The 19940-nt window shown below is 55.1% G+C and carries 17 protein-coding genes and 2 tRNA genes; 4 read left to right on the top strand and 15 right to left on the bottom strand.

From position 1 onward, the window contains the following. Position 1 precedes the first annotated feature (1 nt). Positions 2-586, bottom strand: a complete 585-nt coding sequence (ampD, locus tag ACT3RU_RS07495) for a 1,6-anhydro-N-acetylmuramyl-L-alanine amidase AmpD (protein WP_192527648.1) — start codon at positions 584-586, stop codon at positions 2-4. 107 nt (positions 587-693) lie between these two features. On the opposite strand from ampD, the gene nadC reads away from it, so the two are divergent. After that, a complete protein-coding gene (gene nadC / locus ACT3RU_RS07490) occupies positions 694-1548 on the top strand; it encodes a carboxylating nicotinate-nucleotide diphosphorylase (RefSeq protein ID WP_192527626.1) in 855 nt (284 codons plus the stop codon). Positions 1549-1578: 30 nt separating this feature from the next. Here nadC and ACT3RU_RS07485 read toward each other — a convergent pair whose 3' ends face one another. Then, complete coding sequence (locus tag ACT3RU_RS07485; RefSeq protein ID WP_172117409.1) at positions 1579-2109, bottom strand: GNAT family N-acetyltransferase; 531 nt, start codon at positions 2107-2109, stop codon at positions 1579-1581. A 104-nt stretch (positions 2110-2213) separates the two neighbouring features. Between ACT3RU_RS07485 and tsaA the strand changes: the two genes are divergently transcribed. After that, positions 2214-2945: a tRNA (N6-threonylcarbamoyladenosine(37)-N6)-methyltransferase TrmO gene (tsaA, locus tag ACT3RU_RS07480; RefSeq protein ID WP_192527625.1), complete on the top strand. Its 732-nt coding sequence runs from the start codon at positions 2214-2216 to the stop codon at positions 2943-2945. 9 nt (positions 2946-2954) lie between these two features. Here the strand turns inward: tsaA and purC are convergent, their stop codons facing one another. From purC to dapA, 3 genes are all read right to left on the bottom strand, one after another. Beyond that, positions 2955-3671, bottom strand: coding sequence for a phosphoribosylaminoimidazolesuccinocarboxamide synthase (gene purC, locus ACT3RU_RS07475; RefSeq protein ID WP_192527624.1), 717 nt, complete (start codon positions 3669-3671; stop codon positions 2955-2957). A 30-nt stretch (positions 3672-3701) separates the two neighbouring features. Continuing rightward, positions 3702-4685 (bottom strand): outer membrane protein assembly factor BamC, encoded by a 984-nt coding sequence (gene bamC, locus ACT3RU_RS07470; RefSeq protein WP_192527623.1) that lies wholly within the window; start codon positions 4683-4685, stop codon positions 3702-3704. 95 nt (positions 4686-4780) lie between these two features. Then, positions 4781-5665, bottom strand: coding sequence for a 4-hydroxy-tetrahydrodipicolinate synthase (dapA, locus tag ACT3RU_RS07465; protein ID WP_087105963.1), 885 nt, complete (start codon positions 5663-5665; stop codon positions 4781-4783). Positions 5666-5916: 251 nt separating this feature from the next. Between dapA and ACT3RU_RS07460 the strand changes: the two genes are divergently transcribed. Then, complete coding sequence (locus ACT3RU_RS07460) at positions 5917-6393, top strand: peroxiredoxin (protein WP_192527622.1); 477 nt, start codon at positions 5917-5919, stop codon at positions 6391-6393. Positions 6394-6499: 106 nt separating this feature from the next. On the opposite strand, the gene ACT3RU_RS07455 is transcribed toward ACT3RU_RS07460, so the two are convergent. Both ACT3RU_RS07455 and ACT3RU_RS07450 read right to left on the bottom strand, forming a co-directional pair. Then, the gene (locus ACT3RU_RS07455; RefSeq protein WP_192527621.1) at positions 6500-7597 is read right to left on the bottom strand and encodes an AI-2E family transporter; all 1098 of its coding nucleotides are present in this window, start codon (positions 7595-7597) and stop codon (positions 6500-6502) included. Beyond that, positions 7597-7857 carry a sulfurtransferase TusA family protein gene (locus ACT3RU_RS07450; RefSeq protein ID WP_192527620.1) on the bottom strand — a complete coding sequence of 87 codons (261 nt, stop codon included), beginning with the start codon at positions 7855-7857 and terminating at the stop codon, positions 7597-7599. The genes ACT3RU_RS07455 and ACT3RU_RS07450 overlap by 1 nt, the downstream gene beginning before the upstream one ends. Before the next feature lie 155 nt (positions 7858-8012). Here ACT3RU_RS07450 and ACT3RU_RS07445 point away from each other — a divergent pair, with 155 nt between their 5' ends. Beyond that, positions 8013-9473: a M48 family metalloprotease gene (locus ACT3RU_RS07445; RefSeq protein ID WP_192527619.1), complete on the top strand. Its 1461-nt coding sequence runs from the start codon at positions 8013-8015 to the stop codon at positions 9471-9473. A gap of 96 nt (positions 9474-9569) precedes the next feature. On the opposite strand, the gene nadA is transcribed toward ACT3RU_RS07445, so the two are convergent. The 8 genes from nadA to purL form a co-directional block, all read right to left on the bottom strand. After that, a complete protein-coding gene (gene nadA, locus ACT3RU_RS07440) occupies positions 9570-10601 on the bottom strand; it encodes a quinolinate synthase NadA (protein WP_192527618.1) in 1032 nt (343 codons plus the stop codon). Positions 10602-10908: 307 nt separating this feature from the next. After that, positions 10909-10984, bottom strand: a tRNA-Lys gene (locus ACT3RU_RS07435). Positions 10985-11036: 52 nt separating this feature from the next. Next, positions 11037-11112 (bottom strand) — tRNA-Lys (locus ACT3RU_RS07430). Positions 11113-11382: 270 nt separating this feature from the next. Further along, on the bottom strand, positions 11383-12249 hold the full coding sequence (gene rluB, locus ACT3RU_RS07425) for a 23S rRNA pseudouridine(2605) synthase RluB (protein WP_087105950.1): 867 nt from the start codon (positions 12247-12249) through the stop codon (positions 11383-11385). Continuing rightward, positions 12236-13060, bottom strand: a complete 825-nt coding sequence (gene scpB, locus ACT3RU_RS07420) for an SMC-Scp complex subunit ScpB (protein ID WP_192527617.1) — start codon at positions 13058-13060, stop codon at positions 12236-12238. Before scpB ends, rluB begins: the two co-directional genes overlap by 14 nt. Continuing rightward, a complete protein-coding gene (locus ACT3RU_RS07415) occupies positions 13057-13971 on the bottom strand; it encodes a segregation and condensation protein A (RefSeq protein ID WP_192527647.1) in 915 nt (304 codons plus the stop codon). The genes scpB and ACT3RU_RS07415 overlap by 4 nt, the downstream gene beginning before the upstream one ends. A 122-nt stretch (positions 13972-14093) precedes the next feature. Beyond that, complete coding sequence (locus tag ACT3RU_RS07410; RefSeq protein WP_192527616.1) at positions 14094-15854, bottom strand: DNA repair helicase RadD; 1761 nt, start codon at positions 15852-15854, stop codon at positions 14094-14096. Positions 15855-15972: 118 nt separating this feature from the next. Next, the gene (gene purL, locus ACT3RU_RS07405) at positions 15973-19908 is read right to left on the bottom strand and encodes a phosphoribosylformylglycinamidine synthase (protein WP_192527615.1); all 3936 of its coding nucleotides are present in this window, start codon (positions 19906-19908) and stop codon (positions 15973-15975) included. Between the last annotated feature and the right edge of the window lie 32 nt (positions 19909-19940).

Here is a 19940-nt window from a genome sequence, read left to right as displayed (position 1 = left end):
TTTAAAGCGTATCAAGGTGGATTTTCGCCAAACGCTGGTAAAAATAGGCCCAATCAAAGGCGGGGCCCGGGTCCGTTTTACGCAGCGGCGCGATATGAGCATGGCCAGTAATTCGTGACGCATCAAGCGCTGGGTAACGAACCATTAACCACTGAGTGACTTCTGCCAGCGCGTGGTACTGAGCCTTGGTAAAGGGCGTTATGTCATCACCTTCCAACTCAATGCCCAGTGAAAAGTCATTCAACGTCTGCCGCCACTGCATGGCGCGGCCATCCCACCAGCATGAACGCCCAGCGTGCCAAGCGCGCTGATCCGTATTCACGAACTGCACGCACTCACCATCACGCCGGATAAGCAGATGCGCTGAAACGCGCAAATGGGCAATCTCGGCAAAAAAGGGGTGCTGGTCCATTGCCAGTTGATTAGTGAACAGCGCCTCTATCGCATCACCACTAAATTGCCCAGGAGGTAAGCTGATCGCATGCAGTACCAATAAAGATACTTCATCAATAGGTCGCGCATCACAATTGGGCGAGTCAACCCTGCGCGCCCTGCCCCACCAGCCGTCGTGTGTCTGGTCATTAATCACCCACAAAGTCTCCTTTACGTCGCGCTCTTTTCACTGCTCTCATTAGCGGCTCTCTTTTACTATAATGCCGGTCTCATTTGATCATGCCCAGAGAGCTCACCGCCATGAATAACCAAAATGCGCTAGCTGAAGAGATCAGCACCTGCGTGACTCGCCTGCTTAACGAAGATATAGGTTCAGGCGATATTACCGCCCAGCTAATTCCCGAGGACCAGTGGGCAACGGCGACGGTGATTACCCGCGAGTCTGCAGTGCTGTGTGGGGCTGCGTGGGTCGATGAAATTTTTCAGCAGTTGGATGAGCGCGTCACGCTTCGCTGGCTAGCCGCTGACGGCGACTTGCTGGATGAAGGCCAAGGCTTTTTGGAACTGGAAGGCCCGGCACGTAGTTTGTTAACCGGGGAGCGCGCGGCGCTCAACATGTTACAAACGCTGTCTGCCACGGCAACCACAACGCGCCGCTACGTCAACTTGATTGAGGGTACCGGCGTTCGCCTGCTCGATACCCGCAAAACGCTTCCCGGCCTGCGTTTGGCGCAGAAATACGCCGTTACGTGCGGCGGAGGCCACAATCATCGAATAGGTCTTTGGGATGCATTCTTAATCAAGGAGAACCACATTTCGGCATGCGGCGGCATCAAGGCCGCGGTGAGTCATGCAAGGACACTTGCCAAGGATGTGCCGGTAGAGGTGGAAGTGGAGACCTTTGAAGAGCTTGACCAGGCATTGGTGGCCGGGGCTGACATCATCATGCTGGATAATTTCGCACTTGAAGATTTGTACGTAGCAGTCGAACTGAACGGCGGGCGCGCCACGCTTGAGGCCTCAGGCAATGTCGATGCGGCTACACTCAAAGCGATTGCCGATACGGGGATCGACTGTATTTCCAGCGGCGCGCTGACCAAAGATATCCAATCAATTGATCTTTCCATGCGAATTACCCGCAGCTATAGCGTATAGCCAGGCTCAGCTTCAGAGTTAGTCTCAGGCTCAGGTTTCAATCGCGCTCAAGCGCTTTTCCATCCGATAGCGCTGAAGTGACTCACCGCTTCGTTCAACCCACTGCTCGCCCAGGTTTTCCCAGCCTCGGCGCAGCAGGCGGTCATAAAGCATCAGACTCGCCTCAATCTCTATGCGATCAACTCCCTGCTCCAACAGCATACGCTCAGCATGAATCAATAGTGTGGTGCCAATACCACGCCCGGTCAGCGAGGGCCACACATACAGCGTTTCGATACGCCCTTCCTTAACATCAAGCTCAAGGAAGCCGACACAGCGGCCGTCGCACACCGCCACCAGTGTGGTGTAAAGCGCGTGGCGAACCGCCCAGGCGCTGGCTTCTCGGGGCAGCGCATTGGCCCAGGCGCGCCTCTGGCTCAGCTCATAGTGGCTGGCTGCGCCTTGCATGACCGCATGGTAAAACACTTCTGCCTGGTCGGCGGCGTCGCGCGCTAGAGCGGCGCGGTAGGTCACCCTGGCCGCCGGGGCTTTTGGCGCAGAAAGCTCCTCGGTCGTTGGCATGCATCACCTCTAAGCAGTTATCGAAATGGGGATCAAGCAAACATTCGGCGTATAACGTCAGGCTGCCTTATACTTGGCCGCCTATCTCAGCATAAGGCAGTAGCATGCACAATGCCCCTGACAATGCGTCCTTTACGCTGACGCCTATCGGTTACGTTGTTAGCGACTACCCGGACAAATTTGGCATACCCCGCCAACCAGGCCTGGCGCAGGCGGCCAACGCCTCTCTCGTGCTAACGGCACCCTATAACGACCCATTAACGGTGCGTGGGTTGGAGGATTTTAGCCATCTTTGGGTGTCATTTATTTTTCACCAAAGCCCAGAGCGTTGGACGCCATTAGTACGCCCACCACGGCTTGGGGGCAACCGCAAGGTAGGCGTATTTGCCAGCCGCAGTACCCATCGACCTAATCGGTTGGGCCTCTCGCTGGTAACGCTTGCCGGTATCGACACACACCAAGGGGTTCGTTTAAGACTCGAAGGCTGCGATTTAGTGAGCGGCACCCCGGTGGTCGATATCAAGCCCTACCTGCCCTGGGCCGAAGCACGCCCTGAAGCTGTCGCCGGTTTTGCGCCGCAAGCCCCCGCGTTGCTGCCAGTCACGTTCAGCCACGATGCACTGGATACGTTGGCACGCCGCGTTGATAGCGCAAGCTTGCATGCATTGATCGAACAAGTGCTTGGACAAGACCCACGCCCCGCTTACAAGCAAAGCGAGGAGTCTGGGCGTGTCTATGGCGTTAGGCTGCGCGATGTCGATGTGAAGTTTCGAGCCCTACACAACGACGAAGCCACCACGTTAGAGGTGGTGGCTATCGACATCATGACTGGCTAGTGCGGGCGATCAGGCAGGAAAGGTGATTCCCAAGCGTCGGCCTACTTCTTCGTAGGCTTCGATCACGCCGCCCAGGCCTTGGCGGAAGCGGTCTTTATCCAGCTTCTCTCGGGTATTGGCATCCCACAAACGACAGCCATCCGGTGAAAACTCATCGCCCAATACCACTTCGCCCTTGAATACGCCGAACTCAAGCTTGTAGTCCACCAGCAGCATATCGCCTTCGGCAAACAGTTGCTTTAATACGTGGTTAACCTTGAAGGTCAGCGTTTTCATCTTGCCCAGCTGCTCGGGCGTTGCCCAACCAAAGGTTTCTGCCAACGACTCGTTGATCATCGGGTCGCCTTTTTCGTCGTTCTTCAAGAACAGCTCAAAGGTAGGCGGCGTAAGTGCAACACCTTCTTCAACGCCCAGGCGTTTTACCAGCCCACCCGCAGCGATGTTGCGTACCACGCACTCGACCGGAATCATCTGCATTTTTTTAACAAGGCTCTCGGTATCAGAGAGTTGTTTTTCAAAATGCGTAGGGATACCGGCCTCTTGCAAACGCTCCATAATAAACGCGTTGAAGACGTTATTGACCATCCCTTTACGGGCCAGCGCTTCTTTCTTCTTACCATCAAAAGCGCTGGTGTCATCACGAAACTGCAGCACCAGCAGATCCGGATCATCGGTGTGATATACAGATTTTGCCTTACCGGCATAAAGTTCTTGGCGCTTTTCCATGACAGCTCCGAAAGGGATCAAATAAACAGATTAACGTAAATAGCCAGCAACACGTTCTAACAGCTCACGCTGGTCATCGGCATTAAACTCACGCTCACTGGCATTCACCGCGCGTAAAATGGTCTGATTGCCATCGGGCTGCAGCACAATACGTATTTCCTGGGGCATCTTGCGCACATCGGCACTAAATACAATTTGCAGCGGGTTGCGACCACGCTCAGTCTCGGTCATGTATTCCACCAGAAATTCATGACGCTCCGGGCTGGTAGCGAGCAGATTACGCTGACCTTGCAGGGTGAAGTCCAACGCGAGATAGTGATTGAGTTCAGCCCAAACACGATCAATCGGCTGGGGAATGATAGTTTCCCACTCATCACCCTGCTGACGAAGCTGTAGCGTTTGCTGGGTATTCAAGCGCTGGGCATTCCAGGAGGACGCCACGCTCTGTGACGCACTACGCGCCCCCAGAAACTCTTCCAAGGCGTCGAGGCAGCTCGTCATGGTCTGGCCACCACGTTCACAGCGCACTTCACTGCTGCCAGAACGCATGGCACTTTGCAGACGTAAATCGGCCTGCGACGTTACGAGAACGCCCTGCGACGCATCGCTTTGCTCCACACCTAGCTGACGGCTACGCGCAAAGGATTCCAACTGCGGCCAGACGGCGCCCGTATCGGCCGCCACCACTAGCCAGCTTTGACTACCTGCTTCCCGGCGTTCCACGTATTCGGGCTCTAGACCACTGCCAATCGACAGCGACTGAGGAGCGCGTATTTCCGCAGCTTCTTCGATGCGGGCACCCTGCATGGCTGCTTGAGGAACGGGCAGTGCATCCTGATAGCGCTGAGCATTGCGGGTCTCTGGCAGCGCCAGAGGGGGCGCCGGAGCGGCTTCCGTGTAATCCAGGTTACGGTCGTGGTAATAACCATCGCGCGCGCAACCTGCCAGAGCGACAGCCGTTACGAGTGCCAGCGGTATCCATTTAAGCGCACGTTTTTCAAGCACAAAGCTCATCAAGCCACCTTAACAGTCAACAAATCAGTTAACCGACAGCACATCACTGCGCTCCCGGTAACAAAGGGTATCGCGCTGGGTGTAATGAAAGAGCATTACTCCTCAATCACGTCCGCCAGTTGCAGCGCTTCACTAACAGTGGCGTGGTACTTCTCGGATAACCATGTCAATGGCAAACGAATACCTGCATCCATATACCCCATCCGGTTAAGCGCCCATTTTACCGGTATAGGATTGGACTCGATGCCCAGATTAGTATGCAGCGGCATTAAACGGGTATTAATTTGATGCGCTTTATCTGCATCGCCAGCGACAGCGGCCGCACATAGCTCATGCATTGCCTTAGGGGCAACGTTCGCTGTCACCGAAATATCACCATGTCCACCCATCAGCATAAACTCACAGGCCGTCGCGTCATCACCGGAATACAGCATAAAGTCACTGCCCTTTAAGCGCGAAATTAGATCTTCTGCGCGCTCAAGGTTTCCAGTGGCATCTTTCAAACCGATGATGTTATCAACGCCTGCCAAGCGTACAACCGTTTCATTGTACAGGTCAGAGCAGGTACGCCCCGGCACGTTATACATGATAACCGGTAGTTTGCTGCCTTCTGCCACCGCCTTAAAGTGCTGGTACAAGCCTTCCTGAGTCGGCTTATTATAATAGGGGCAAACGGACAAACAGTAATCAGCCCCTACTTCACTGGCGTACCGAGCAAGCTCAACGGCTTCAGACGTCGCATTAGCACCCGTACCGGCGATCACCGGAATGCGTCCGTTGACCTCCTCCACCACACTGCGGATCACGTCAAAGTGCTCTGCAAACGTCATGGTCGTGGGCTCGCCAGTGGTGCCTGCGGCAACGATGCCGTCTGTTCCGTTATCAAGGTGGAAGTTCACCAGACGACGAAGCGCCTCCCAGTCGATGTCGCCATTGACTTTCATCGGCGTCGCCAGGGCGACGATGCTGCCTGTGATCATCCGTTTATTCCTCATCTACAAAATTATGAGACCAAGCCCAACATGGACATCCAGACAAGGCGCCGAACCACTCTTTTACGCATCATGGCGACTGCCCGTTTGGGCCTACAGAGGGTAAATGGTACTCAGGCGATTCGAGCCTGTACAGCGCAAACCGCTGTGAGTTTGTGATGCACACCTATCCTGCCTTTGACATGCTGCCTCAGGTTGCGTGTAATCACCCTATAAGTCGTCAACGATTAGGAGTCTGCATGCATATCGAATTAGGCCAACCTGTCCCCGATTTTTCTGCAAGTGCGACGGGCGATACGACAATTACGCTGTCGGAACTACGTGGCAAACAGGTCGTTATCTATTTTTATCCCAAGGCCAGCACACCCGGCTGCACCACCGAAGGCGGCGATTTCCGCGACCATAAAAAAGCGTTCGATAACGCCAATACGGTTATTTTAGGGGTGTCTCGGGACGGTTTGCGTGCCCAGGAAAATTTTAAAGCCAAGCAGGATTTTAACTTCCCGCTCATTTCCGACAAGGATGAAACCGTCTGTACGATATTTGATGTTATCAAACTGAAAAAAATGTACGGCAAGGAGCATCTGGGCATTGAGCGCAGTACTTTCTTAATTGATGCAACAGGCAACCTTGCCAACGAATGGCGTGGCGTTAAAGTGCCAGGCCACGTAGAGGAAGTGCTTGCTGCCGCTGAAGCACTAAACGCGAGTCGTTAACAAAAACGCCCGCCCGGTGTCGTCACCGAGCGGGCGTTAACTTTTCAAAAGACTCAGCGTGTTAAGCCAAGGGTATTGTTAACCCTTGGGCAGTGGCTATGCGGCCTTATGACTCCGCCTGGATAATACCCTCTTCCGCATTCTGCTCACGAACACCCCGCGGCCAAGCGTAGACCAACGCTTTTAGGAGCGTGGCCAACGGAATGGCGAAAAACACGCCCCAGAAGCCCCAAATACCGCCAAAGAAAAGCACCGCGACAATAATGGAAACTGGGTGAATATTATTGGTTTCAGAAAACAGCACTGGCGACAGAACGTTTCCATCCAGCGCCTGAATCACGCCATAGGCAACCAGCACGTAAATAAACTGATCGCTTAATCCAAAATGAAAACCTGCTACCGCCATGACCGGCAGTGTAGCCACCGCAGCGCCGATAAAAGGCACCAGCACCGAAAAGCCCACCAGAACGGCCAGCAGCGCTGTATACGGCAAGCCAAAAAAGGTAAAGGTGCAAAACGCTACCGTACCCACAATGATGATTTCGATGAACTTGCCTCGAATATAGTTCGCAATCTGATGATCCATTTCCTGCCAGATGCGCGTTAACAGCGCACGCTTTTGTGGCAACAGCGAAACCGCGAATCCAACCAGTGCCTCGCGGTCCTTCAGCATAAAGAAGACCAGAATGGGCACAAGGACGAGGTAAATAATCAGCGACATGACATTACCCAAAGAGGCCAATGAGAGCGTCAGCGCACGCTGGCCTAGCTGGCTAATTTCACGGCTTGCTACACCGATCCAGCTTTGCATTTGATCAGGCGTAATCAAGTTAGGGTAGCGCGCCTGCATCTCATCCAACCACCCCTGGCCGCTGGCAAACATTCGCGGCGTTTCATGTACAAACCCTACCAATTGATTCCAAATCAGCGGCATTAAAATGAACGCAAGGGTTAACAGGACACTGATAAAGGCTAGAAAAATAAGAGTAACGGCTAAAAGATGCGGTATCCCTCTTCTCGTTAAAGCGCTCACCACCCCTTGCAGCAGAAAAGCCAGAACCAGCGCGGTAAAGAACGGCGCCAGCATGTGGCCAAACCAGATAATGGCCGTAAAGCCAGCCACCAATACCAGCAATAAGACGAGCGCTTCTTCATCAGAGAAATAGCGTTCAATCCAGCTTTTAAGAATAGTACGCATGGTCATTAGTGTGCGTCTCCCGCCTTACGTATCCAAAAAAAGCACGTACCTTCATGCTGCTCTCGCGCCTCCATCTCATGATTGCCTTGATCAGTAAACGACGCGATATCGCGCCATGAGCCTGCATCAGTGGCACGCACTTCAAGCAACTGCCCAGCCGCCAAACCGGCTAGCGCCTGTTTCGTCTTGAGTAACGGCATCGGACACGGCAGCCCACACGCATCAAGCACCACGTCTGGATGAAAACGTACGAATAATTCAGACATACCTGCTCCCTAAAAATGCCTGCATGATCTCGCCATTGTTGCATAAACGGTTTATGTTGCGATGATCACTGTTCACTTGATTTAACGGCACTTCACAGCATCAATCAATGTCACAGCGGTAATCGCTGCGCTTTACCCTTATCAATGAGGATGCCATGCCGCACTTACGGACTGCTTATCCCCGCGGGCTCTGCGCGCTAATTGTTGCTTGCAGCATTAGCGTCTCAAGCCCGCCAAGCTACGCACTTAATGACTATCATCTGCCCACGCTTGGCGGTGCCTCGTCATCAGCCAGCAGTGAAGAGTTCCGTTTGGGCCGAGCATGGCTACGTCAGTTCCGGGCCCAGGCGCCTCAATGGCAAGACCCTATCGTAAGCGATTACCTGGAAAGCCTTGTGGCGCGCCTGGTGCCATACAGCCAATTGGGAGACCTGCAAACGACGATGGTGATGGTCGATAACCGATCACTGAATGCCTTTGCCGTTCCCGGTGGCGTGGTAGGGATCAATTCCGGGCTTTTTGCCTTTGCTGAAGATGAAGGTGCTTTCGTCTCGGTGATTGCTCATGAGCTTGGCCACTTATCACAGCGCCACTACGCCCGAGGCAGCGCGCGAGCAGAACAGACGCAGCTTCCTGCCATGGCCGCCATGCTGGCGGGCATGCTGGTAGCGGCCAGCGGAGGTGGCGAAGCGGGTCTTGCCGCCGCCATGGGCTCACAGGCTGCCCTGATCCAGGACCAGCTCAGTTACTCAAGACGTTTCGAGCAAGAGGCTGACCGTATCGGCTTACAGGCGATGGCCGATGCTGGCTACGACCCTCATGCCATGGTCCGCATGTTTTCTGCCATGCAACGCTTGGCGCGACTACAAGGCGGCAACCCTCCTGAGTTTCTATTGACCCACCCTGTTTCAGATAGCCGTTTAAGCGATGCACAAGGGCGTGCTTCGCAGCTCAGTGTGGCCAACACATATACCAGCAATACGCTTTACGACATGATGCGCGCTCGCGCCCTATTGAGCATTTACCAAAACTCCCCGCAACAAGCCGCTTCCCGCCTTGCCCAGGATGACGCAAAAGAGCCGGCGCGACGCTATCTAGATGCGTTAATGACTGCGCGTAATGGTCAAACGGATCAAGCCTTACAAATGCTCGATCAACTGGCCACTGAGCTACCGGATTACGGCATGCTGCCTGCGTCTGCGGCAAGCGTCGCACTGGATGCCCAACGCTATGATGAAGCCATCACCCGCAGCCAGCGCCTTTTGAGGCTGATGCCGTCTTATCTGCCCGCCCAACTGATTTTGGCAGAGGCACAACTGCAGCGAGACCCAGAAGCCGCTTATCAGCTCCTGCGTAACATAACAGCGCAAAACCCTGAATACCCTCCAGGCTTTAACCTGCTGGCAGAGGCCGCAGGGCGAAGCGGGCACAACGGCTGGGGGCATTTGGCGCGCGCCGAGCATTTACAGCTGACAGGGCGAGTCGACCGAGGCATTCAGCAACTCTCACTGGCTCGCAACGCGGCCGAGCAAGAGGGCGACCAGCAAGCGCTTGCACGTATTGAACAGCGCCGAGAAGCCTTTATTGAATACCGTAAAGCGCTGGATGACTTTTAACGACTTAACGCTTTGAAATTAATAGCACGCACGTATAAAGTTCCTGGCCTGCGAAGGGCCAGGAGCCTGATTGGCTGATCACAGCGTGCAGCTGTCCTATTTAACGTTGAAATTCAGCATACGCTCAAGCGGCTTTAGCGCTTTCTGACGCAGCGACTCATCAACATGAATTTCCCCACTGCCGTAGCGCAGCGCATCCGCCAGATTATCCAATGCATTCATGGCCATCCACGGGCAATGTGCGCAGCTTCGGCAAGTCGCGCCATTACCGGCTGTCGGCGCTTCAAACAATGTCTTGTCCGGCACCGCTTGCTGCATCTTAAAGAAAATGCCGCGATCTGTTGCCACAATAAGCTGGTTATTGGGCAAGGTTTGAGCGGCCTTGATTAACTGGGACGTCGACCCCGCCACATCCGCCATATTGACCACCGAGTCCGGCGATTCAGGATGCACCAGCACCGCCGCATCAGGATAAAGGCGTTTTAAGTCTTCAATACCTTTCGCCTTGAACTCTTCATGCACAATACAGGCGCCGTCCCACATCAGCATATCAGCACCGGTTTTTTTCTGAATATACCCCCCCAGATGCTTATCCGGCGCCCAAAGGATTTTTTCACCTTTTGCCTGCAGATGCTCAATCACGTCAACTGCAATGGATGACGTCACCACCCAGTCAGCACGTGCTTTTACAGCTGCTGATGTATTGGCATACACCACCACGGTTCGGTCGGGGTTGGCATCGCAAAAGGCGCTGAACTCATCTACCGGGCAGCCAATATCCAGCGAACAGGTTGCCTCCAGCGTGGGCATCAATACGCGTTTTTCAGGCGAAAGGATTTTGGCTGTTTCTCCCATAAAACGCACACCTGCCACAATCAACGTAGTAGCATCATGCTGGGCACCAAAGCGCGCCATTTCAAGGGAGTCTGCCACGCAGCCACCGGTTTCTTCCGCTAACTGTTGGATAGCGTCATCGGTGTAGTAGTGCGCGACCAAGACGGCATTGTGCGTGTGCAGCAGTTGCTTTATCTCTTCGACACGCGCTTGGTCTTCTGCGGGAATACGAGTAGGGCAATACGGGCTAGGGAGCGGAGCATCAAGCTCAGCTTGAGAAGTCATAATAGTCATCGTGTCTACCACTGTGACGAACAGGGAATCCCCCTGTTAAACACTAGTCGCGACCTGTGTCATCCACACATGCCGCTCGCGATTGCAACAGGCCGCTGCGTCTCTCGCGGTGACCTACTGCGCTACTAACTATTTCTCTAAACTGTTTTCTCTTAACAGCTTTCTCTAATGAACTTTTCTTAATCACATTGCATGCAGCCATTGTGGTGGCAAATTGTTGTCTTCTGCAAGTGGTATATTGCGCGGCTGTGCACATCAGGCACACAGCAAAACGCCCCTGGCAGCAAGCTACCAAGGGCGTTGAATTTGGTGGGTCGTGTAGGATTCGAACCTACGACCAATTGATTAAAAGTCAACTGCTCTACCAACTGAGCTAACGACCCAAATTTTTGCTTACCGTACTGACATAGCGGTATGTCTAATTACGCTGTTCGATGGTGGGTCGTGTAGGATTCGAACCTACGACCAATTGATTAAAAGTCAACTGCTCTACCAACTGAGCTAACGACCCCTTCGAACGGATGCATATAGTACAGACCATGATCAGCCATGGCAAGAAGTTTTTAACTTTTTCCCGCACTGCACCCACAGGATTAGCCTTTGATCCCGCAGTGTAATTAAAGCGGGTTTCATGGCCCATGCGAGTCTCTACCGCCACGATCATGCCTGGTACAACAACGATCGTTTTAAGGTACCCAGATACTTAAAAGCCAGCCATCAAGCGATTGATGGCTGGCCAGTGCGAACCAATTTTCCACCCCTGGTTTGGGTAGTTATAAAATTAGCGGCGTTTAGGCTTGCGCATTGTCTGTACCGGACGACGCTTATTTTTGTCGCGGCTCCAACGGTTCTTCTCGTCAGGCGTCAGCTCAGGCACCTTACGTGCTTCAAGGTTAGCGATCGTGGCGAGATCATCGACTTCGTCTTGCGAAAGCTCGACCCACTCTCCCGCTTTAGCACGCTTATCAATAAAAATGTTGCCGTAACGCACACGCTTCAGGCGGCTAACCGTTAGCTCTTGAGACTCCCACAGGCGGCGCACCTCGCGGTTACGTCCCTCAAGAATGACGACGTGGAACCAGGTGTTGATACCTTCACCACCAAACTCTTGCACATCGGTAAAGCGAGCAGGGCCATCTTCCAGCATAACGCCATCCACCATCGCTACGATGTGTTCGCGCTTTACTTCACCCATTACGCGCACGGCGTATTCACGCTCAACCTGGGTTGAGGGGTGCATTAACCGGTTGGCAAGCTCGCCATCGGTCGTGAAAAGCAGCAGACCGCTGGTATTGATATCCAGTCGGCCAATGGCAATCCAGCGCTCGCCTTTTAGCCGTGGCAAACGCTCAAATACGGTACGACGGCCTTCCGGGTCTTTACGGGTGCACAGCTCGCCTTCTGGCTTGTTGTACATGATGACGCGACGCGGCGCTTCATTCTCGGGTCGCAGCGTAACGGGGCGGTCATCGAAACTTACTTTATCGCGAATTTCAACGCGGTCACCCAACTTGGCGACCTGGCTGTTGACCTTTACTCGGCCATCAGAAATAGCGGTTTCCATTTCGCGCCGCGAACCCAGCCCCGCTCGGGCAAGCACTTTCTGGAGTTTTTCACTAACGGGAGGGGTGTTGTTACTCTGAGTCATGATCGTCTGACCTCATATCATTGGTCTGCGTGCGTGCGCTGTCATCATGTGAGCGCTGCGCACGTGCCGCAAGTCGAGCTTCTAAATCAGCAAAACTTAGCGGCTGGGTTAACGCCGTCTCGGCGTGGTCGTCGGCTCTCTCAGCCGTCTTGGGTGGCGCATCCTGCACGCTTTCTGGCGCTTCGTCCAGTGTTTCTTTGGGTGTTTCTTTGGGCTTCGCTTCCTCACTCCCCTCTTCGAGGAGAGCCTCTTGTGAAGCCGGTAACTCAGCCTCTTCTCTCTCCTCCCAATTAACCAATTCATGCATGGGGGGAAGTGCATCCAGTGTTTTCAGGCCAAAATCGTCCAGAAAGCTTCGTGTAGTAGCATAGACGGCTGGCCGCCCGGGCACATCGCGGTGGCCAACAACACGAACCCATCCACGCTCCATTAAGGTGCGCATGATCGAACTGCTCACGCTGACCCCGCGTACTTCTTCGATATCACCACGGGTAACGGGCTGCCGATAGGCAATCAACGACAGCGTTTCAAGCAGCGCACGCGAATAGCGCTGGGGGCGTTCGTCCCAGAGGCGTGACACCCAATGCGCAAGGCGTGGCTGAATACGCAGTTGAAACCCTGATGCGGTTTCCACCAACTCTAACGCGCCCTCTTTATGGCGCAGAGCAAGGCGCGCTAATGCGTCACGCAACTCTCGCCTTGGCGGGCACTCATCGTCGATAAACAGTGTTTCGAGCCGCTCGACATCCAACGGTTCGCCTGCGGCGAGCAGCGCGGCTTCTATAATGTTGTCTAAGGTGGTGTCCTTCATGGTGCCTCCTCATCAGGCTCAAAGGCAGGCTCTTCAAAGGCGCCGTCTGCTTCCTCAACAGCAAGCGTTTCAAAAGCGGCTTCTTCATCCACTATCGCGCCGCTGCGCGCCCGTACATGGATAGGAGAAAGTGGTGCGTTCTGGACAATTTCGATCATTGCCTCTTTCGCTAGCTCCAAAATAGCCATAAAGGTGACGACCACGCCTGCTCGCCCCTCTTCCAGGGTAAACAAGGCTTCAAAAGGCGTGTAGCGTTGGTGTGCGCTGTCTTCGCTGAGCTGCTCCATGATCTTGAGCATACGCTCACGGGTAGACAGTACCTCACGGCTAATCTGATGGGACTGGGTTAATTCGGCACGTTTAAGGATATCGGAAAGCGCACTCAGCAGTTCGTCCAGTTCTACATCCGGGTGAATCACCCGCGACTCAAGCGGGGGTAAACCCGCCTGCACGCTAAACCAATCACGCCCTACACGAGGCAACGTATCCAGCGTTTCAGCAGCGGCTTTTAAACGCTCATACTCTTGCAGGCGACGAATCAGCTCTGCCCGGGGGTCCTCTTCATCTTCGCCCTCCGCTTTGGGCGGCCGAGGCAGTAGCGAGCGCGATTTAATTTCCGCCAACATCGCGGCCATCAGCAAGTACTCACCGGCAAGCTCGATCTCCATCGCCTGCATTAGCTCTACGTACTCAATGTACTGGTGGGTAATCGCGGCCACGTTGATCGTCAAGATGTCTAAATTTTGCCGACGAATAAGGTAAAGCAAGAGATCCAGCGGTCCTTCAAAGGTTTCCAAAAAAACGCGCAGCGCCTCGGGAGGAATATACAAATCCTCCGGCAGTTGAGTAATGGGCTCATCGAACAGCCGCCCAAGCACCTCGACGATTGGCTCTTGTGCCAACATAGCCATGCGTTCAGGATCAGCGGTGGCGTTTTGTGTGTCGCTCACGCAGTCGGTATCTCTTGGTCAGTGGGCATTAGAAGGCAGTGTAACAAAGTCGGCACCTGACGTTGCGCCTGGCGCACGGTGCGTTAGCCTGCTTCGGCAGCTTTACGATAGCGTCCTTCATAGTCGAAGAGCTTGTCGCGAATCTGGAAATGTCGGCCCACCTTGCGCCCGACCACAAAATCCGGATAGCGCAAGCGGCGCTGCTCGCTAATAACGTCCTCTGGCTTGAGGGGTTGCCAGGGCGTACCCGGAGCGCGCACATGCCGACGTAAAAAGGCGGCATAAAAGGCGCGGCGCTGGGCGGGGGTTTCCAAAGCAAACCACTCAGAGAGTGTTGTGCCATCCTCATCGTAATAGGTCACTTTCAGACGCGGCAGGCCACGGCCATTAAGGGTTGCGTCCAATTGCATGCCACTTACCCGCAATACTCGGGCATCTTTTAATTTGAGTGCATCTTTAAGCTTGTCATCAGCATCCACCAACAGCTGTTCGCAGCCGTGGCAGCGACGCGCCGCAATATCATTCTCAGCGCCACAGCTATCGCACACCTTGAAGCGAAAGCGAAAATCACACTGGTGGCGCTTGCCTTTATCATCTTCAAGCAGCCCTTGGCAGCGGCGTCCAAAATGCTCAATGACCAGTTCGCCATCGAGCTTGCCCCAAAACAGATTAGCGTGGCCACAGGCCGGGCATTCAACCTGCACCGGCTCGTTGTCGCCCGGCGGTTTTGGCTCGCCCACTTCCGGTGCGTAAAGGTCCCAGGGATTGCCCGCGTAATCCAAAATAAGGCAATCCTGCTTACCTGGCGAGAGTCGAAGCCCCCGGCCCGCAATCTGCTGATAAAGGCTGACCGACTCCGTAGGCCGAAGCATCGCTATCAAATCTACATGCGGCGCATCAAAGCCGGTCGTCAGTACCGAGACATTCACCAGGTATTTAAGCTCACGCGCCTTAAAGGCATCAATCAGCTTAGTACGCTCCACCGACGGGGTCGCTCCAGTAATCAGCGCCGCCTGGTCGGCAGGCAAATACCCCATGATCTCTTCGGAGTGGGCGACGGTTGCCGCAAATATCATCACCCCATGCCGCTCAGTGGCGCGCTCAATAATCTGGCTGATAATCATGGGGGTGGCGCGATTGCCTGCCACGACGCGATTTAGCTCCGCTTCACGGTAATGGCCGTTTTCTGCCGGCGCCAGCATGGAAAAATCATACCCTTCAATCGCCATATCCAGGCGTTTAGGTTCGGCAAGATAGCCCTGCTTGACCATCAAGCGCAGCGGCTGTTCAAACACGCAGTCACGAAAAAAGCTCGCGTCGCTGCCACGCACCATGCCGTGGTAATGGCGATGGTAGATAAAGCCTTGGCCTAGCCGGTAAGGCGTCGCGGTCAGCCCTAACACTTTCAACTTCGTGTTCTGTGCCCGCAGGTGATCAATCACTTGGCGGTAGCTTGCGTCTTTATCAAGCGACACCCGGTGGCACTCATCAATGACCAGCAGAGTGAAGCCTTCGTCATTGAACGCCTCCAGATTACGCACTACCGACTGCACCGAGCCAAACACGACCTGGCGCGACGCTTCCTTGCGCTTTAAACCCGCGCTGAAGATATCGGCTTTAAGCCCATAGGCCTGATACTTGGCGTGATTCTGCTCCACCAGCTCGCGTACATGCGCCAATACCAGTACGCGACCTCTCGCCAAGCGGGCCAGTTCGGCAATCACCAACGACTTCCCGCTTCCCGTAGGTAATACCACCACCGCGGGTTCGCTGGACGCACGGAAATGCGTAACAACACGTTTCACCGCGTCCGTTTGGTAAGGGCGTAAAGCAGGTGGTGGCATACAACTCCAACAGCCAGAAAATTACTTTGCTGGCTCAAGCGGGCAAGAGCAGCGTTAGCCATAACGGCGGCCCAAGGGCCGCCGTTATGTGTTACGCATGGCTTAACGGCGTGAGATATTAACCGACCCAAACACGCGCGTTGCGGAACATGCGCAGCCAGGCACCATCTTCTGTCCACTCTGCCGGACGCCAGGAGTTGGTTACCGCGCGGGTAACGCGCTCCGGATGAGGCATCATGATCGTGACGCGGCCATCGGAGGTGGTTAACCCGGTGATACCTGACGGCGAACCGTTAGGGTTAGCCGGATAGCGCGTGGTCACCTGCCCATAGTTATCAATGTAACGAAGCGCAATCTGATTGCTGGATTGCATGCTACGCAGGTGCGCAGTATCGCGGAACTCAGCACGCCCTTCCCCATGGGCCACCGCAATAGGCAGCAGGGAACCTTCCATGCCGGCCAGTAGAACCGAGGGCGTTTTTTCAACGCGCAGCATGGCTACCCGCGCCTCAAACTGCTCGGACTCGTTACGCACAAAGCCTGGCCAGTTTTCAGCACCTGGAATCAATGACTTCAACTGCGAAAGCATCTGGCATCCGTTACACACGCCCAGCGAGAAGCTGTCTTCGCGGGTAAAGAAGGCGGCAAACTGATCGCGTGCCCGCTCGTTAAACAGCACGGATTTCGCCCAACCACCACCCGCACCTAGCACATCGCCGTAAGAGAAACCGCCACAGGCAACGAGCCCTTTGAACTCATCAAGAGCAACACGGCCTTCCAGAATGTCACTCATGTGAACATCAATGGCTTCAAAGCCGGCTTTATCAAACGCCCAGCCCATCTCGACCTGGCCATTAACGCCCTGCTCACGCAGTACCGCAACAGCGGGCTTGGCCATATTGATAAACGGCGCGCTGACATCCTCATTAATATCAAACGTGGGCGTCGCCGAGAGGCCAGGGTCACGCGTATCGAGCAGGTTGTCGAACTCGTTTTTAGCGCACTCGGGATTATCACGCAGTGCCTGCAGGCGATAGCTGGTTTCAGACCAGGTACGCTGTGTCAGTTGGCGCGTGGTTTCCAGCAGCGGCTCTTCAAACAGAGTTACTCGCACCTGGTCGTCGTAACGCGGCCGGGCGATAACGCCACAGGTTTCAATACCCGCTACTGCAAATTGCGCTAACACCTCTTCGGTGTGTTCGCGGTTGACCTGAATCACCGCACCCAACTCTTCCGAGAACAGCGCATTAAGCGCCTCAACGGGCTCGTCGATCATCCAGTCAAGCTTGATCTCAAGGCCGGCGTGCGCCGCAAAGGCCATTTCCAACAGCGTGACCAACAAGCCGCCATCGCTACGGTCATGGTACGCCAGCAGCTTACCGTCACGATTAAGCCCCTGAATCACCTCAAAGAAGGCTTTGATATCTTCTGGGTCGTCGACATCCGGGCAGGTATCGCCTACCTGACCATATACCTGCGCCAGCGCAGAGCCGCCCAAGCGGTTTTGACCGTTCCCTAGGTCGATCAGAATAAGATCCGACTCATCTTGATCCAGGTTGATCTGTGGCGTCAGGGTTGCCATCGCGTCAGTCACAGGCGCGAAGCCGGTAATCACCACTGACAGCGGTGATGTAACGCTTTTCTCTTCGCTATCCCCTTGGTCACTCACATCCTGCCAGGACGTACGCATCGACATGGAGTCTTTGCCGACCGGCACCGCAATACCTAACGCCGGGCAAAGCTCCATCCCCACCGCGTGAACCGCATCATAAAGCGCCTGGTTTTCGCCAGGGTGATCAGCGGCGCTCATCCAGTTAGCAGAAAGCTTGATATCGCTTAGCTTGGCAATGGGCGCTGCCGCGAGATTCGTAATCGCCTCGGCAACCGCCAGGCGTGCGCTGGCGGCGGGGTTAATCAAGGCAACCGGCGGACGCTCCCCCATCGCCATCGCTTCACCGGCATGGGTGTCATAACTGGCCGTTGTGACCGCTACATCCGCAACCGGCACTTGCCAAGGGCCGACCATTTGGTCACGCGCCACCTGGCCTGTAATTGAGCGGTCGCCAATGGTAATCAAGAAGCTCTTGGAGGCCACGGCGGGCAGGCGTAGGACGCGATCAAGCGCCTCACGCAGGTCGAGATTATCCAGCATTACACCGGAAAGCTCTGGCGCATGGCGCTCAAAGCTGCGCTGCATTTTCGGCGCTTTACCGAACAGCACGCTCATGGGCAGGTCAATCGGCTTGCTGTTGAAGTGGCCATCGCGCACTTCAAGGTGGTGGTCAGCCTGCGCTTCACCCACCACTGCATAGGGGCAACGCTCGCGCTTACACAGCGCATCAAACGTTGCCAGGTCCTCAGCCGCAACGGCCAGCACGTAGCGCTCCTGCGCTTCGTTACACCAGATTTCAAGCGGGCTCATACCCGGCTCAGCATTAGGCACCGCACGTAAATCGAACAGCCCACCCCGATTGCCGTCTTTAACAAGCTCCGGCAGCGCGTTGGAAAGCCCCCCCGCCCCCACATCGTGGATAAAGCAGATCGGGTTTTTGTCCCCCATCGCCCAGCAGCGGTCAATCACTTCCTGAGCGCGTCGCTCGATTTCCGGGTTTTCACGCTGTACCGAAGCAAAGTCCAGGTCGGCACTTGAGGTGCCAGAAGACATGCTGGAGGCCGCGCCGCCGCCCAGGCCAATCAACATCGCTGGGCCACCCATCACAATCAGCTTACCGCCGACAGGAATATCGCCCTTTTGAACGTGCTGGGCGCGAATATTGCCATAACCACCCGCCAGCATGATCGGCTTGTGGAAACCTCGACGCTCAATACCGCCCTCGTTGAGAGTGTCCTGCTCATAGGTACGGAAGTAACCGGTAAGGTTTGGGCGGCCAAACTCGTTATTAAACGCCGCGCCGCCAATCGGGCCTTCCAGCATGATGGCAAGGGCGGACTGCATGCGCTCGGGCTTGCCATAATCAAACGCTTCCCAAGGCTGTACAAACTCGGGGATACGCAGGTTGGAAACGGTAAAACCGGAAAGGCCCGCTTTCGGCTTACCGCCGATACCGGTGGCGCCTTCATCACGAATCTCACCACCCGAGCCTGTCGCCGCACCGGGGAACGGTGCTATCGCGGTGGGATGGTTATGGGTTTCCACCTTCATCAGAATGTGAATCGGCTCCTGATGCGTCCCGTACAGCGCACGCTCTCCCTCAGCACCGGTCAGCGGCGTGGGATAAAAACGACCCGCCTGGCTGCCTTTGATAACGGCGGCGTTATCGCTATAGGCTGACAAGACGTTTTCAGGAGAGGTTGCAAAGGTGTTCTTGATCATCTTGAACAGCGAATGGGTTTGCGGCTCGCCGTCAATGATCCAGTCCGCATTGAAGATTTTATGTCGGCAGTGCTCAGAGTTCGCCTGGGCGAACATCATCAGTTCAATGTCGGTGGGGTTGCGCTGAAGCTCGTTAAAGGCATCGACCAGGTAGTCGACTTCGTCATCGGCAAGCGCCAAACCCAGCTCACGGTTAGCGGTTACCAGCGCATCGCGTCCGCTGTTTACAATATCCACGCTACCCAGCGGTGCCGGGTCGTGGTGAGCAAATAGCGCCGCCGCTTCAGCCGCGTCATTAAGCACGGTTTCGGTCATTCGGTCGTGCAGCAGCGCCATCAGCGCAGTCAGGCTCTCTTCGCTGGGCGCACGGCTAAACCCTACCCGATAATCAACGCCACGCTCTATGCGGCGAATGCCCGACAGCCCACAGTTATGCGCAATATCCGTCGCTTTTGATGACCAGGGCGACTGGGTACCTAACCGCGGTACGACCAGAAAACGTTTAGCGTCGGCAGGTATCTCGGCATGGGTAGGGGTGCCGTAATCCAACAGTTGCGCCAAACGCTCGTGAGAGGCATCACTGAGTTCTTCACGGTGGTCAATCAAATGAACATAGTGGGCAGACAGCGCCTCCACCTCGGGAACACGTTCACGCAGCACCGTTAGCAACCGTGTATGACGGAAGGTAGAAAGGGCGGGCGCGCCTCGCAATTCGAGCATATCCTGAAGCCTCTAGAGCAGGGAGAATTCGT

It is taken from the genome of Halomonas sp. TP35 (assembly GCF_052375975.1).
GTDB classification, from domain to species: domain Bacteria; phylum Pseudomonadota; class Gammaproteobacteria; order Pseudomonadales; family Halomonadaceae; genus Vreelandella; species Vreelandella citrativorans.
Note: the sequence above shows the minus strand (reverse complement) of the source record. Positions and strands in the feature narration are given on the sequence as shown.

What these genes read in the sequence shown, in the direction of transcription:
- nadC (WP_192527626.1), top strand. Translation starts at nt 694, where the DNA reads ATGAATAACCAAAATGCGCTAGCTGAAGAGATCAGCACCTGCGTGACT.
- ACT3RU_RS07485 (WP_172117409.1), bottom strand. Translation starts at nt 2,109, where the DNA reads ATGCCAACGACCGAGGAGCTTTCTGCGCCAAAAGCCCCGGCGGCCAGG.
- tsaA (WP_192527625.1), top strand. Translation starts at nt 2,214, where the DNA reads ATGCACAATGCCCCTGACAATGCGTCCTTTACGCTGACGCCTATCGGT.
- purC (WP_192527624.1), bottom strand. Translation starts at nt 3,671, where the DNA reads ATGGAAAAGCGCCAAGAACTTTATGCCGGTAAGGCAAAATCTGTATAT.
- bamC (WP_192527623.1), bottom strand. Translation starts at nt 4,685, where the DNA reads ATGAGCTTTGTGCTTGAAAAACGTGCGCTTAAATGGATACCGCTGGCA.
- dapA (WP_087105963.1), bottom strand. Translation starts at nt 5,665, where the DNA reads ATGATCACAGGCAGCATCGTCGCCCTGGCGACGCCGATGAAAGTCAAT.
- ACT3RU_RS07460 (WP_192527622.1), top strand. Translation starts at nt 5,917, where the DNA reads ATGCATATCGAATTAGGCCAACCTGTCCCCGATTTTTCTGCAAGTGCG.
- ACT3RU_RS07455 (WP_192527621.1), bottom strand. Translation starts at nt 7,597, where the DNA reads ATGACCATGCGTACTATTCTTAAAAGCTGGATTGAACGCTATTTCTCT.
- ACT3RU_RS07450 (WP_192527620.1), bottom strand. Translation starts at nt 7,857, where the DNA reads ATGTCTGAATTATTCGTACGTTTTCATCCAGACGTGGTGCTTGATGCG.
- ACT3RU_RS07445 (WP_192527619.1), top strand. Translation starts at nt 8,013, where the DNA reads ATGCCGCACTTACGGACTGCTTATCCCCGCGGGCTCTGCGCGCTAATT.
- nadA (WP_192527618.1), bottom strand. Translation starts at nt 10,601, where the DNA reads ATGACTATTATGACTTCTCAAGCTGAGCTTGATGCTCCGCTCCCTAGC.
- rluB (WP_087105950.1), bottom strand. Translation starts at nt 12,249, where the DNA reads ATGACTCAGAGTAACAACACCCCTCCCGTTAGTGAAAAACTCCAGAAA.
- scpB (WP_192527617.1), bottom strand. Translation starts at nt 13,060, where the DNA reads ATGAAGGACACCACCTTAGACAACATTATAGAAGCCGCGCTGCTCGCC.
- ACT3RU_RS07415 (WP_192527647.1), bottom strand. Translation starts at nt 13,971, where the DNA reads ATGGCTATGTTGGCACAAGAGCCAATCGTCGAGGTGCTTGGGCGGCTG.
- ACT3RU_RS07410 (WP_192527616.1), bottom strand. Translation starts at nt 15,854, where the DNA reads ATGCCACCACCTGCTTTACGCCCTTACCAAACGGACGCGGTGAAACGT.
- purL (WP_192527615.1), bottom strand. Translation starts at nt 19,908, where the DNA reads ATGCTCGAATTGCGAGGCGCGCCCGCCCTTTCTACCTTCCGTCATACA.